General features: G+C 56.6%; 10 protein-coding genes. 5 read left to right on the top strand and 5 right to left on the bottom strand.

Annotated features, from left to right (window positions below; all coding sequences use genetic code 11):
- Positions 1-20 precede the first annotated feature (20 nt).
- The 5 genes from HDF08_RS02195 to HDF08_RS02215 form a co-directional block, all read right to left on the bottom strand.
- Entirely contained in the window at positions 21-1,496 is a 1,476-nt protein-coding gene (locus HDF08_RS02195; RefSeq protein WP_257030839.1) for a TolC family protein, read from the bottom strand.
- Positions 1,497-1,538: 42 nt separating this feature from the next.
- Positions 1,539-2,585 carry a YncE family protein gene (locus HDF08_RS02200; RefSeq protein WP_257030840.1) on the bottom strand — a complete coding sequence of 349 codons (1,047 nt, stop codon included), beginning with the start codon at positions 2,583-2,585 and terminating at the stop codon, positions 1,539-1,541.
- Positions 2,586-2,654: 69 nt separating this feature from the next.
- Entirely contained in the window at positions 2,655-4,118 is a 1,464-nt protein-coding gene (locus HDF08_RS02205; protein ID WP_179636845.1) for a sensor histidine kinase, read from the bottom strand.
- Positions 4,115-4,294, bottom strand: coding sequence for a response regulator (locus tag HDF08_RS02210; protein WP_179636847.1), 180 nt, complete (start codon positions 4,292-4,294; stop codon positions 4,115-4,117). Before HDF08_RS02210 ends, HDF08_RS02205 begins: the two co-directional genes overlap by 4 nt.
- Positions 4,295-4,436: 142 nt before the next feature.
- Positions 4,437-5,123, bottom strand: a complete 687-nt coding sequence (locus tag HDF08_RS02215; protein WP_179636849.1) for an STAS domain-containing protein — start codon at positions 5,121-5,123, stop codon at positions 4,437-4,439.
- 693 nt (positions 5,124-5,816) lie between these two features.
- Here HDF08_RS02215 and HDF08_RS02220 point away from each other — a divergent pair.
- The 5 genes from HDF08_RS02220 to HDF08_RS02240 all read left to right on the top strand — a co-directional run bounded on the left by HDF08_RS02220 (position 5,817) and on the right by HDF08_RS02240 (position 13,314).
- Positions 5,817-6,272 (top strand): hypothetical protein, encoded by a 456-nt coding sequence (locus tag HDF08_RS02220; RefSeq protein WP_179636851.1) that lies wholly within the window; start codon positions 5,817-5,819, stop codon positions 6,270-6,272.
- A 171-nt stretch (positions 6,273-6,443) separates the two neighbouring features.
- Positions 6,444-7,922: a MocR-like pyridoxine biosynthesis transcription factor PdxR gene (gene pdxR / locus HDF08_RS02225; RefSeq protein ID WP_179636852.1), complete on the top strand. Its 1,479-nt coding sequence runs from the start codon at positions 6,444-6,446 to the stop codon at positions 7,920-7,922.
- Between the two features lie 180 nt (positions 7,923-8,102).
- The gene (locus tag HDF08_RS02230) at positions 8,103-9,017 is read left to right on the top strand and encodes a sugar phosphate isomerase/epimerase family protein (RefSeq protein WP_179636853.1); all 915 of its coding nucleotides are present in this window, start codon (positions 8,103-8,105) and stop codon (positions 9,015-9,017) included.
- Between the two features lie 310 nt (positions 9,018-9,327).
- Entirely contained in the window at positions 9,328-9,999 is a 672-nt protein-coding gene (locus HDF08_RS02235; RefSeq protein ID WP_179636854.1) for a TetR/AcrR family transcriptional regulator, read from the top strand.
- A 141-nt stretch (positions 10,000-10,140) separates the two neighbouring features.
- Entirely contained in the window at positions 10,141-13,314 is a 3,174-nt protein-coding gene (locus tag HDF08_RS02240; protein WP_179636856.1) for an efflux RND transporter permease subunit, read from the top strand.
- Positions 13,315-13,325 lie beyond the last annotated feature (11 nt).

Here is a 13,325-nt window from a genome sequence, read left to right on the forward strand (position 1 = left end):
TACCATTTTGTCGGCCACGGTTAAATCGTCCCCGTAAGTAGTTGAAGATTTGCCAGCGCAAGCTGATAGCGAATGGTGCCGTCCTGATACGCAAGCTCTGCGCTGGTCAACGAGTTCTGCGCATCGACAACTTCGAGAACAGTCGCCTCGCCGGCGGAGTAGCGCATCCGTGTCAGGTGAAGGCTCTCCCGCGCCGTCTGCACGCTCAACTCCAGCGAAGCAAGCTGATCGTGAGCGAGGGAAGCCTCTCCATAAAACTCATCAAGCTGGGCGATCAAGGTGCGCTGCGTCGAAGTCAGTGCCACCTTGGCAGCATCACGAAGAATGTGCGCCTGTTTAATCTTGTGCTGCGTCGCAAACCAGTCCCACACAGGAATATCGAGCGTCGCCGAAGCGGAGTAGCCAAGGTTGCGAACACCGTCAGGGCCATTCGCGGCGAACTGCGGAGCATCGATACCATACGAGTAGTTCAGCACCAGGTCCGGCAGGTAAGCAGCACGCGCTGTCGTAATGTCGAGATCCTTCGCTCGCAGCGTTGCCAGAGCGCTCTTCAACTCAGGATTATTCGCGGCGGCCTGTGTCTCCACCACCGTTCGCTCCGGAAGCGAAGTTGCCGCAGGAAGCGTCACACTATACGGCGAGCGCGGATCAGGAAACAGCAGCACGCCAAGATCAAGCCGAGCCTTCTGCGCCTGCAATTGAGCGTCTCCAAGATCTCGCTGCCGTTGTTGCAGCGTCAACTGCGCCTTGATGACATCCGCATGGGCCACCTCTCTTGCCGCTTCGCGCTGCTGCGTCTGCTTCACAAAGTCGGCAGCTTCGTCAGTGGCGCGCTGTTGAACGACAATCCGTTGCTGCGCAGCAGTTGAATTGTAAAAAAGTCCGACGACCGTCGAGGTCAAACCCCTGCGGCTAATCTCCATCTCTGCACTGGCAATTGCAGCAGCCGCACCAGCGCGAGCCAGAGCAGTGTACTGTGCAAGCCCAATCGTCTCGGTAGCCACGCCCTGGCTGATGTACTCGTGCACTGTATTGTTGGCGATGAACCTGGGCGAAGGCTGTGTCGTCCCGATCGAGCCGGTCCCGTTACGCGCCCCATTCGGCTGAGTATAGAGAAACTGATTGTGGTACACCACAGAGGGAAGCAACGCCGCCCGGGCAATTGATCGGTCAAGCTGTGCCGTCTTACTCGCTGCCACCGCCGCGGCAAATGCGGGCTCGTTCGCCCTTGCCAGCGACAGCGCCTGGTCAACCGTAACGGCCTGACCAGCCTGGTTCGTACCCTGCACACTCGCCTGTGCCATCACGCCACCATTCGCCTGCGTGGCTCCAGCGTCAGTTGTTGGCGAGGCTGCACTCTGCGGCGCACCTGTAAGCTCCGGTGCAGCTACCCCGGAAGTTGTCGTCTGCCACGCTTCAGCTGGTGATGGCGCGAGGACCAGTGCCATCACCCAGCCAAACGCGAAGATCGGATTGAATAAAAAGATTCGTTTCATGGTTTACTTGCACACACCCATTGCACGGACGATCTCCCGCGGCTAGTCTTGGCCGATCACCAGCACCGTAAAGCTGTCGGGCAGAATAGAGGGTCGCGGGCGAGGAGTCGCAGCGGTTGCAGGCGGGGTGGCGCCGAACTTGGCCGTGACCGTGTAGATCTTTCCGGTTGACGAGTCGAACGCCATCGTTCTCGCGCCCTTCATCGTCGGCAGCGTTTGAATCACTGGATACGTTGCCTTGCTGGCATCGACGACGCTCAACGTGCCATCGCCATTCGAAGAGAAGGCCAGCTTCTTGCTTGCGTCATATCCAGCGGCATCAGGCCCATCGCCAATGGTCGGCGTACCCAGTGACTTGCCGGTGTGCGAATCGGTGATGGCCATCTTCTTACCGTCACAGACCGAAAACAGACGTCCGCCCTCCTTATCGAAGGCCAGCCCAGACGGTGAGTCGCACCCGGACAGAGCCCACGTAGCCGAAATCTTCTGCGCCTTGGCGTCCAGTCGCACGATGCTGTTCTTATCTTCAATATTGACGAAGACAGTTCCTGCATCGTCGCTCTGCGGAAACTCCGGTTTGCCGGGCAGCGCGACCGTACCGATTGCCTTGCGACTGGCTGCATCGATCACCGTCGCGTTCTTGCTGGTTCCGTTGAACGCCCAGAGCGTGTTGGTAGAGCCCTCGTAGACGATGCCGTCAGGATTGGTTCCGGCCGGAATCTTCGTCAGCGTCGCGAAGTTGGAGGTATCGAACACCACAACGTCGTTTGCTCCGCCATCGGAGACGAAGCCGGTCTTGCCATCGGGAGCGATGACGACGCCGTGGCATCGGGTCAATCCTTCAATCGCTCCGATCACCTTTCCAGTCGTGGTATCGACGACGTCGACCCGGGTCAGATGCGCGATGTAAAGGCGGTGTGTTGCCGGATCGGCCGTCAGGTAGTCCCAACCTCCCGTGCCTCCGATGGTCCATCGTTGTTCAATCTGAAATGGTTTTTGCGCCGTAGCAGACGCTATCGTGAAGAAGGGAACCAGCGTCGATGCGGCAAAGAGGAGAGAAGAGACGACTCGTCTGCTTGTATTCGGCATGTCAAAAACACTCCAGAATGAAAGAAAATTTGTTCCCTACAAATATCGCAGAGCTGGCTTAATGTACGCTTAAGAAGTAGGAACTCCTTTTTCCCGGCTACTCGCGGTCCCAGGATACGTTTTCTCTGTTGCGATCTGGACCAGTGGCAGAGTAACAATAGCGCTCGTGCCCTGTCCCGGCCTGCTCTCCAGGCTTATCGCTCCGTGGTATCGCAAAACGATCGCCTTTGAGATCGCCAGCCCCAGACCCGTACCGCCCGTTCGTCGACTACGCGACGGGTCTCCACGATAGAAACGGTCGAAGACATGAGGAAGTACCTCCTCTGGAACTCCGATTCCATCGTCTTCAATAACCAATCGGGCCACACTGTCCCGGCTCGTTACGATCGCGCGAACCTCTGCGCCCTCCCCGCTATGCTGAATCGCATTATGAATCAGGTTCGAGCAGAGCAGCCGAACCTGGTCGGGATCGCAGGAAACGAAGACCGGCCTCTCCGCGTTGATCACCAGGTTGATGCGGTGGAAGCTCGCCAGCGTCCGAAAGTGCTCCGCCACATCACGGAGAACATCGCCAAGTTCCACCATCCGATACGACTCCGGCTGTTCCGCGCCATCCTCAAGCCGCGCCAGGGTTAGCATCTTGGCGACAAGCTCCTCCATCCGCTCCGAGTCGATCCTCACTCGCTCAAGCCCCTCTTCATACTCCTTCGCCGACCTCGACCGCATCGTCAGAAGCTGAAAGGAAGACTTCACCACCGCCACCGAGGTCTTCAGTTCGTGGGCTGCATCGCTGACAAACTGCTTTTGTTGCGCGAAGGACTGCTCCAGCCTCAGCAGCGCCGACTCAATGGCCGAGACAAGCGGCTCAAGCTCCCGCACATAGCGGGCCTGACTCGAGGGACCCAGATTCCACGAGTTGACCGAGATCTTGCCCGCCTGCTCGACCAGTTCGTATAACGGTTGAAGTCCGCTGCGCAAAAGGTGCAGCAGCACAACGCCGGTGATCATCAGCAGCAGGAGGCCCGAGAGTGCATAGAACGCTATGGCATTCCGCACTCGCTCCCACACCGGATGAGTGCGCGAGCCGTAGAGAATAATGACATGCCGGGCAATGCCACCTTTCGCATCCCCCGGATCGACGATCCGCAGACCGGGCCTGCGTATGACGCGATAGTGAATCCCTCCAACCGTCAGATTGCGAAACTCCCGCGTGTCCTTACTGGCCAGCTCCTGCTCGCCCCCCGGCCACCCCTGCGACCCGATCACGCGGCCACGGTCGTCGCGAACGATATAAATGTCTCGCCGCGGAGCCAGCCCTTCGGTTCCATAAAGCATCAGGTTGTCTTCAGGGTCTTCTGCGTCCTGCACCGCTCCCAGTACCGAATCTACCCGGCCGCGAAGCGTTACATCGAACGCGCGAAAGTGTGAAATTCCCTCGTAAACACTGGCGATCCCGATCAAGGCCAGCAGTGAGCACAGCTCCACCAGGAGCACAGCCGCAATCAGTCGCCGCGTCAGCGAGTAACTCTTCATGCCGATTCGCCTCCGGTGCTATTGCCTCGTTCGCGAAGCCGGCGAAGCACCGTCAGGCCATCCAACCCCATCCGCCCATCCTCGGCATGGTCCACCGTGAAGCCTGTCCCCTCGCGCAGTGCGTGCCCCACGTCTTCAGTCAGGCGGATCTCGTCTTCAACCAGCAGCACACGCATGAATAGATCTCACCACACAAAGCTTAAGACAGCCTTAAATTGCCCATCGGCTGAACAATTCTTGCAGCGCACAGAGCGTCTTACAGCGCACATGCCGATCAACCGGCTTTGGCTCGAAAGCTTCTACCACTTCTCTCCCGCCCTAATCGCCGCTCGCAAACAACTGCAGCAGCGCATCACTAGCCTCCTGCACATCTCGAATCTTGAACTCAGGATCAAGCTGCAGCGCCTTCGCCCTCGGAGCCAGCGCCGTCAGCGACTGCATCACCGTCTCTGCAGACAGACGCGGAGTGCTCGGCCCCACCACCAGATACTCTATCCCTTCCACCTGCAGCAGCGTCTTCGCGTCGCGGAATGAGCAGGTCGATCTCACGTCATATCCATGCTGCATCAGCACCGTCCTCACAAATACGCAAAGGTCCGCCGACTCATCCACCACCAGCACCCGCGGGCCCTCCTGCTTCTGCACCGCCACCGTCGGCCGCTCTCTCAAATACGACTGAATCGCCTCCTCCTCGGTCGCATAGCTCTCCAACAAAGCGGAGACCTTCGTCAACTTCAGCAGGTCCGTAAGAAACTTCGGCGGCCCAGCCAGCCGAAGATCGCCCCCACGTCGGCGCATCCGTTCGGAGAATCGCACCAGCAGCCCCAGCCCAATGCTGTCCAGCCGGCTCACCTCGCTCAACTCCACCACCAGCCGGGAGAACTCACGCGCCCCCTCATCCAGCATTGCCTCCAGCGCCTTCACCTCAGCGCCCAGAACAATACGCCCCTTGCACTGAATCAGGTAGACGTTTCCAACAAACCGCGAACTCAGACTTAACAGCATGGATTACCTCGTCAGCCAGGCTCGACACGGGATCGCACTCGCCCGCAGGAAGAATAAACCCGCAGGAAGAATAATAATGACCTGAAGCTGTGGTCCCCAATCATCGCACCGCAAACCGCTCCAAAGCCATTCTTCTTTCACCGCTCCCAGAACCTAACATCCACAGTCCTCCCGTTGGTCGGCACCAACTCCCGCTCGCGACTGATGGGAGCGCCACGCGAAGCGGTATACAAGTCACGAAGTGACCGCTGCCCGCGCAGGGCGCCGTCCGGCAGGACAGAGCTTCGATCAAAAAAAATAATTCAAAAAATCTTCGCCAAATTTGGCGTATGAGTTATATCCAATTCGCTACAATTAAATTAGAGATCAAAACTAAGGGCTGCCTGCGGCGAAAGCTGCAGCAGCCCTTCGCATTTAACGTCCCACAAATCACCACCAACTCACCACGAAGGAGCCACCGAAGCACCATGAAATACAGCATCCATCTCGCAGCCCAAGAGCCCCGGAGAGAAGGGAAACCGCACGAAAATTCCGCTAACTAAAACAAAACAAGTATTTTAGCCGTAACCGACCTGGATGCAATGGTTTAGCGACATGTACTGCCGCTAAACCACTGCATCCATTCCACTTGCCCCCAAAATACCCCGTAGGGGGGGAGGGGGTACCAACCGAGCCACAAAGGAGCCGAAAAATATGAAAACCGCCATCTGCCGCCACATCAAAACCAACGGACGCCGCTGCAAATCGCCCTCTCTCGGCCTCTCTGCTTTCTGCTACTTCCACTCCCGCCTCCTCCGCCGACACAGAACTCTGCTCGAAACCGCCCCCACCCTGCCCCCAAACCAGCCGAACAACTCTCTTTCTGCAAACGGATTGCCCCCATATCTGCCCGAAGCCCTCCCCCTTGAACTCGACCTGCCCCCACTCGAAGATGTCGAGTCCATCCAGGTCTCCATCTCCCTGCTCGTCGCCGCCCTCGCCCGTAATCGCATTGATTCCAAAAGGGCGGCGATCCTCCTCTACGGTCTCCAGCTCGCCTCCACCAACGCCCGTTCCGTCACCATCGAACCCTCAGCCGCCTCCATCGTCCGCACCCTCGCTCGAACCAAATCGGGCCGGGACCTCGCCGTCGACCCCAGTCCCCGGTAGCTCCGTAACCAATAGCCCGCCGAAAAAATGCCGAAGAGCCTTGCCAATCGGGGCAAGGCTCCAGATAAAACCTGACCAGTGAGGTCGGCGGGCGTCTAACGGAACATAAGGGAACAAGCCACTTAAGGGAACAAGCCCCCGGTCCAGAACGTAGACCTCTCATCCGATGCCATGGAAGTAGCCTTAAATCTCGATCCCATCTCCCCGATCGCTCTCTATCGCCAGATCTACGACGGCCTGCGCGACGGAATCGTCGGAGGAAGGTTCGAGGCTGGCACGAAACTACCCGCCTCACGCGCTTTGGCCACCTCGCTCGGCGTCTCGCGCATCACCGTCACCGAGTGCTACGAGCGCCTGATCTCGGAGGGATATCTCGAAACCCGTCGCGGTTCGGGAACCTTCGTCTGCTCCTCGCTGCCCGAAACGGATATGTACGCCTCCAGCGTCCCCCTAGCGATCGATCCAGAGCCCGAGAGCCCCATGCCAGTCCGGCTCTCCATCTATGGCGAGCTCATCAACGCGCCGATCCGCCCCCCCATCCCCCCCGAACTCATCCGCCTCGACTCGCACGGACCAGATGTAAACTCCTTTCCGCGAAAGCTTTGGACCAGGCTCCTGGTGAGACGCATGCAGGAAGACCCCTCACCCCTCCTGCAATACACCCAGGAGTTCAGTGGAAGCACCGACCTGCGCATAGCCGTGGCCCACTATCTGCGCATGTCCCGCGCCGTCGTCTGCGACCCAAATCAGATCATCATCACCAGCGGATCGCAGCAGGCCCTCTACTTCGCCGCAAGAATCTTCCTCGATCCCTCCGATTGCGTCGCGATGGAGTCGCCGGGGTACCGCTTCGCCGGACGAATCTTCTCCTCCCAGGGCGCCACCCTCCTCCCCATCCCAGTCGACAGCCACGGCATGCAGGTCTCGCAGCTCAAAAAGCACAGCGACAAGGCCGTGAAGCTCGTCTACGTCACCCCTTCGCACCAGTACCCCCGAGGAGTTGCGCTCTCGGTCCCACGCCGTATGGACCTGCTGGCGTGGGCAAAGCAGACAGGCGCGCTGATCCTGGAGGACGACTACGACAGCGAGTATCGATACAACGAGAGGCCGCTTCCCTCCATTCAGGGCATGGTGCCCAACGCCCCTGTCCTCTACATCGGAACTTTTTCCAAACTCTTGTTCCCCACCTTGAGGCTGGGCTATCTCGTCGTGCCCCCTGCCTTTCAGGACGTTTTCACTGGGGCTAAGCTGCTCTGCGATCTTCAAAGCTCTTCGATCGACCAGCGCATCCTCACAGACTTTCTCACTGAGGGGCATCTTGAACCCTATGTCAGAAAGATGCGGATCAACTACCGCAACCGGCGCGCCGTGCTGGTCGAATCGTTACAGAGACACTTCGGCCGCAGGGTCACAATCTACGGAGATCATGCAGGGATGCACTTCCTGGCGGACTTCCAAATCGACCTCGCCGAACCCGAGGCCTTCGAGCGAGCCCTAGCCGCCGGCGTACGGTTAGAGCGCGTCTATTGGCCCGCATGTTCCGAGGTAGAGCGCCCCGGGCACGTCCAATTTGTCTTTACCTTCGCAGCTCGCAGCGAAGGGGAACTCGTTCTTGCAGCAGAAAAATTGGCTCGCGCCTTTCTCTCTTGATGGAAATCTGATCCAATCGATTCGCTCCTTCGTTCTCTGGCAACTATTTCAGAAAGTCCCAGATGTGATGTACTGTGGTCATCGTTCAATCAGCGCGACCGCAGAAGACTCAGTTGCGTCCAAAGAAGGATAGAGGCGATTTTGCCTAACGATTAACTCCTTGAGGAGTAGAGGATCCAGATGACCCGTCACACACGTAGAAACTTCCTCCAGTCTGCCACCGTCGCGATCGTCTGTGGCTCCTCTCTTCTTAAAAGTGATCGCCTATCGGCCTCCCCCTTTGGCCTCCCGATCGGCCTCCAGCTCTACTCCGTCCGCGAGATGCTCGCAAAGGACTACGAAGGAACACTCAAACAGCTTGCCACCCTTGGCTATCAGGAGGTCGAGGCGGCGGGCTACTTCGACCACACGTCCCAGCAGGTCAAGAGCGCGATGTCGGCTGCTGGTCTCAAGTGCGTCAGCGCTCACTATTCCTATTCGAATCTGAGCAAAGACTTTGATAAGATCGTCGCCTTCAACAAAGAGCTTGGCGTGCACTACATCATCTGCGCCTTCCCTGGAATCAAGGACCCATCCCGGCTGAAAGACACATCTTATCCTTCACTGATCCACTCCTTCACCTTGGAGGACTATCGGTGGAACGCCGATCAGTTCAACAAGTTTGGTGAAAAGGTGAAGGCCGCGGGCATGAAGTTCGGCTATCACAACCACACGATGGAGTTTGGCAAACAGGATAATGTCATCCCACTCGACGAGATGATCCGCTTGACCGATCCCGAGTTGGTGACCTTCGAACTGGACTGCGGATGGGTCATCGTCGGCGGTGCCGATCCGGTGGACTATCTTAAGCGCTATCCTTCTCGAATCTCCATGCTCCACGTCAAGGACTTCAAGCACACCGATAAGCCGGCGTCTGTCATGGAACCGCCCCCCGCCGCCGAGTTGGGGAAGGGAACCCTGGATTATCGTCCAGTCTTTGAGGCAGCGAAGAAAGCAAACATCAGGCACTACTTTGTCGAGCAGGAGGCATATGACATCCCGCCGCTGGAAGCGCTCAAAATCGACGCCGACTACATGAAAAAACTCATGGTTTAGAGAGCGCCGTTGCTCCAGACAATCAACCTTTGTAGTACCGCAAGCCTTGACTTTCAAGCGCTGCGCCGTGTCGTCCCTGAAATCAGCCGGAAACACTCTAAAATCATCGATTAATAAAAAATTGGCGAAACAATCTGCCGGAAAGACTCGTCCTTTCAGGGAGAGACTCGTCACTCGATTAATTGTTCGCAATTATATATACTGAACGTCTAGTTCACAATCATTGCAGAGTCTCACTGCTAAGGATGAAGGTGCAGATTTACCCGAGCAGCTGGTATCGCCCTGCATGTTTTTGTTGAGAAACAGACGTATGAGAAAACAGCAAACCCTGAAAGATACGGAGAAGCCGAAAAAACGCGGGAGACACCGCAGTCTCGAGGCAAAAGCCGCTATTCTCAAGGCGACACTTCAGTTGTTGGAGCGCGAATCTCTGCGCAAAGTGACTGCGGACGCGATCGCGAGGCGAGCGGGTGTCAGCAAAGCCACGATCTACAAGTGGTGGCCTAACAAGAGCATGGTGGCCTTGGACGCTTATCTGGCCGGAATGACCGACAGAGTTCCAACCCCGGATACGGGGTCGGCCGAAGAAGATTTTACCGAGCAATTGAAGTCATTGACCACTTTCTACACATCTACTCTGGGGCGGCTCTTCTGCCAGTTCATTGCAGAAGGGCAGAGTGATCCGAGATTTCTGGCCTCGTTTCGAGAACGTTTTCTCTATGCCCGCAGAGACGCCGCGCGTGTCATGTGGCGGCGCGGCGTAGATCGTGGAGAGATTCGCAACGCTATCGATGGGGAGATCGTTCTCGACCTAATCTACGGGCCCACGATCTTTCGATTGCTCGCCGGCCACGGCTCACTCAATGACTCAGAGTCCGAGGCAATGGTCGAAGCTGTATTTGGAGGGTTGAGGCGACTTGATTATCAGCGTCCTCGAAAGAAATTGTCTTCTCTAATAAACCGCCGCAACGGGCAACTTTGAGTCTTGTTCTGCCATCGCGGCATCTTATTTCTAAACGCTTGGTTTTACATGATTCAAACGAAGCCGTTTTTACAATGACATCACTTACGAAGCCTCTGACGCAGTAGGCAAAAATAAGAAAGTATCGCCCAAGGAGCTTTGATGTGGATCGTTCGTCTCGCGCTTAGGAGACCTTATACTTTTGTCGTCTTGTCGCTGCTCTTGTTCGTCATCGGCCCCGTCGTCATGCTGCGGACGCCCGTCGATATCTTTCCGAACATCGATATCCCGGTCGTGTCCATCGTGTGGGCCTACGCAGGATTGTCGCCCGAGCAGCTGAACGATCGCATCGTTCTGCCCTACGAACGAAATCTGACGACTGTAGTCAACGACATCGAACACATCGAATCTCAGACGTTGAATGGCGTCTCCGTAGTAAAAGTTTTCTTTCAGCCGTCGGTAAACATCGCGCAGGCCGTGGCACAGGTTACGGCTGTCTCGCAGACAGTTCTTCGCCAGGATCCGCAGGGTACGACACCGCCGCTGGTAATCCAGTACAGCGCCTCGAGCGTCCCAGTGTTGCAGCTTGGATTGTCTGGCCGCGGTCTCAGCGAACAGCAGTTGAACGACTTCGGCACCAACTTCATCCGCACACAGCTGGCTACAGTTCAGGGCGCTTCCACGCCATACCCCTATGGGGGGAAGCAGCGCCAAATCCAGGTGGATATTGACACCCAAAAACTGCAGGCCTGTGGTCTTTCCGCCTCAGATGTCGTCAACGCCGTGTCTGCGCAGAACATTATTCTGCCAGCTGGCGACATGAAGATGGGACATATTGACTACCAGGTAGAAACGAACAGCGCCCCAAGTTCGATTGCCGCACTGAATAATCTGCCTATAAAAACGGTAAATGGCGCGACTACTTACATTCGCGACATCGGGAATGTCCGCGATGGATTTCCTCCGCAGACCAATATCGTGCGCGTCGACGGGCAGCGCGCTTCGTTGATGACAATACAAAAGACAGGGAACTCCTCGACGTTGCAAATCATCTCCAACGTGCGGGCCCAGCTTCCGCTGATCGCAGCTCAGTTGCCTCCAGCCCTGAAGATACAACCGATTGCCGACCAATCGGTCTTTGTCCGGGGGGCAATCAGCGGCGTCGTTCGCGAGGCGTTAATCGCCGCATGCCTTACCGCTGCGATGATCTTGTTGTTTCTCGGCAGCTGGCGTTCCACCGTGATTATCGCGGTTTCCATCCCGTTGTCGGTGATCTGCTCCCTCCTGATGCTGGCCGCACTCGGCGAAACAATCAACATCATGACGCTCGGTGGATTGGCATTGGCGGTCGGTATTCTCGTAGACGACGCGACTGTCGAAATCGAGAACATCAATCGCAATCTCGAAGAGGGCAAGGAGGTAGAGCAGGCGATTCTCGATGGCGCAGCCCAGATCGCAGTCCCCGCATTCGTTTCAACGATTTCAATCTGTATCGTCTTCGTTCCTATGTTCTTTCTCGGAGGCGTGGCCCGCTATCTGTTCGTTCCTCTGGCGGAGGCAGTGGTCTTTGCAATGCTCGCGTCATACTTCCTATCGCGAACGATTGTCCCAACGATGGCGAAGTACCTGTTGAAACCGCATCAAGAGGGACAAACAGCCCAAGTCAGCCGCAACCCCCTGGTTCGCTTCCAGCTCACCTTTGAAAAGTACTTTGAAAAACTGCGCAATTGGTACCACGGCCTGTTGCACTTATTTTTGGAATATCGAGTCCCGTTTCTCCTATCGATTGGGGCCTTTTGGCTAGCTTCTCTGGTGCTTCTCTATCCATGGCTGGGACAGGACTTTTTCCCGTCAGTGGATGGAGGACAATTCAAACTGCACGTCCGTGCTCACACCGGCACCAGGATAGAAGATACGGCCAGGCTTTGCGATCAGATCGAAGACGTAATTCGTCGCGAAATCCCAGCCGCAGAGCTAACCTCAATTATCGACAACATCGGCATCCCTTACTCTGGCCTGAATCTTTCTTACTCGAACTCCGCTCCTGTGGGTACGGCAGACGCAGACATTCTGGTCTCTCTCGACGAAAAGCATCACCCAACAGCCGAGTACACCCATAGTCTGCGTGACAAACTTACCACGCAGTTTCCCGGTACAGAGTTCTACTATCTGCCAACCGATATGGTGAGCCAGATCCTGAACTTCGGCTTGCCGGCGCAGATTGACGTTCAGGTTGTTGGACAGCAGGTCGCACAAAATCGCGTCCTCGCCGAGCAGATGATGCAGCAGATCAGTCATATTCCAGGAACGACCGATCTTCGAATTCAACAGCCGTTCAATCTACCAACATGGACCATCGATGTCGATCGCACTCGCGCCCAGCAGGTAGGGTATAGCCAGCGAGACGTCACAAACAGTGTGCTTACCAGTCTTAGCGGCAGCTTCCAGACCAATCCAACGTTCTATCTCAATCCTCAGAATCATGTCAGCTACAACATCGCCGTGCAGACGCCACAATATAACGTGCAAAGCCTGCAACAGCTTGAGAACTTTCCTATCGCAACAAATGGCTCGACGCAGCAACCACAGATTCTCGGCAATCTAGCCTCCATTCGAAGAGGAGTCGAACAAGGAACGGTAAGTCTCTACAACGCGCGGCCGGTAATCGATATCTATGGCGCGGTTGAAGGGACAGACCTTGCAAGCGTTTCAACCAGGATTGAACAGATAGTCAAAGACAGCCAAGGCAAATTGCCCCGTGGAACCCAGCTCTTTGTTCGCGGGCAGATCCAGACGATGCACACCTCCTTCACGGGGCTGGTCTATGGACTTCTATTTTCGATCGTGCTCGTCTATGCGCTCATCGTAGTGAACTTCCAGAGTTGGCTTGACCCATTCATCATTATCGCCGCGCTACCCGGGGCTTTGGCCGGAATTGTGTGGCTGCTGTTTATAACCGGCACGCACATCAGCGTCCCCGCGCTGACTGGCGCCATCATGTGTGTGGGTGTAGCGACGGCAAACTCCATTCTCGTAGTCAGCTTCGCGAAAGAACAGATGGACCTGGGAATGAATGCTCTCGACGCGGCACTCTCAGCCGGTTTTACGCGATTCCGTCCAGTTATCATGACCGCACTCGCAATGATCATCGGCATGGTGCCAATGGCCCTCGGACTCGGCGACGGAGGCGAACAGAACGCGCCGCTCGGCCGAGCCGTCATTGGGGGGCTGCTACTGGCTACTTTTGGAACGCTCACCTTCGTTCCGGTCTTCTTTTCGTTTATGCATCGAAATGATCCTCCTCCCGTGGCTCAGGACGCGGAAGAATCACTATGAGTAGCTCAGGA

The sequence above is a fragment of the Tunturiibacter empetritectus genome (assembly GCF_013410875.1).
GTDB classification, from domain to species: Bacteria; Acidobacteriota; Terriglobia; order Terriglobales; family Acidobacteriaceae; genus Edaphobacter; species Edaphobacter empetritectus.

Excerpts from the sequence above, each read along its gene's own strand:
- HDF08_RS02195 (WP_257030839.1), bottom strand. The coding sequence starts at position 1,496 with ATGAAACGAATCTTTTTATTCAATCCGATCTTCGCGTTTGGCTGGGTG.
- HDF08_RS02200 (WP_257030840.1), bottom strand. The coding sequence starts at position 2,585 with ATGCCGAATACAAGCAGACGAGTCGTCTCTTCTCTCCTCTTTGCCGCA.
- HDF08_RS02205 (WP_179636845.1), bottom strand. The coding sequence starts at position 4,118 with ATGAAGAGTTACTCGCTGACGCGGCGACTGATTGCGGCTGTGCTCCTG.
- HDF08_RS02210 (WP_179636847.1), bottom strand. The coding sequence starts at position 4,294 with ATGCGTGTGCTGCTGGTTGAAGACGAGATCCGCCTGACTGAAGACGTG.
- HDF08_RS02215 (WP_179636849.1), bottom strand. The coding sequence starts at position 5,123 with ATGCTGTTAAGTCTGAGTTCGCGGTTTGTTGGAAACGTCTACCTGATT.
- HDF08_RS02220 (WP_179636851.1), top strand. The coding sequence starts at position 5,817 with ATGAAAACCGCCATCTGCCGCCACATCAAAACCAACGGACGCCGCTGC.
- pdxR (WP_179636852.1), top strand. The coding sequence starts at position 6,444 with ATGGAAGTAGCCTTAAATCTCGATCCCATCTCCCCGATCGCTCTCTAT.
- HDF08_RS02230 (WP_179636853.1), top strand. The coding sequence starts at position 8,103 with ATGACCCGTCACACACGTAGAAACTTCCTCCAGTCTGCCACCGTCGCG.
- HDF08_RS02235 (WP_179636854.1), top strand. The coding sequence starts at position 9,328 with ATGAGAAAACAGCAAACCCTGAAAGATACGGAGAAGCCGAAAAAACGC.
- HDF08_RS02240 (WP_179636856.1), top strand. The coding sequence starts at position 10,141 with ATGTGGATCGTTCGTCTCGCGCTTAGGAGACCTTATACTTTTGTCGTC.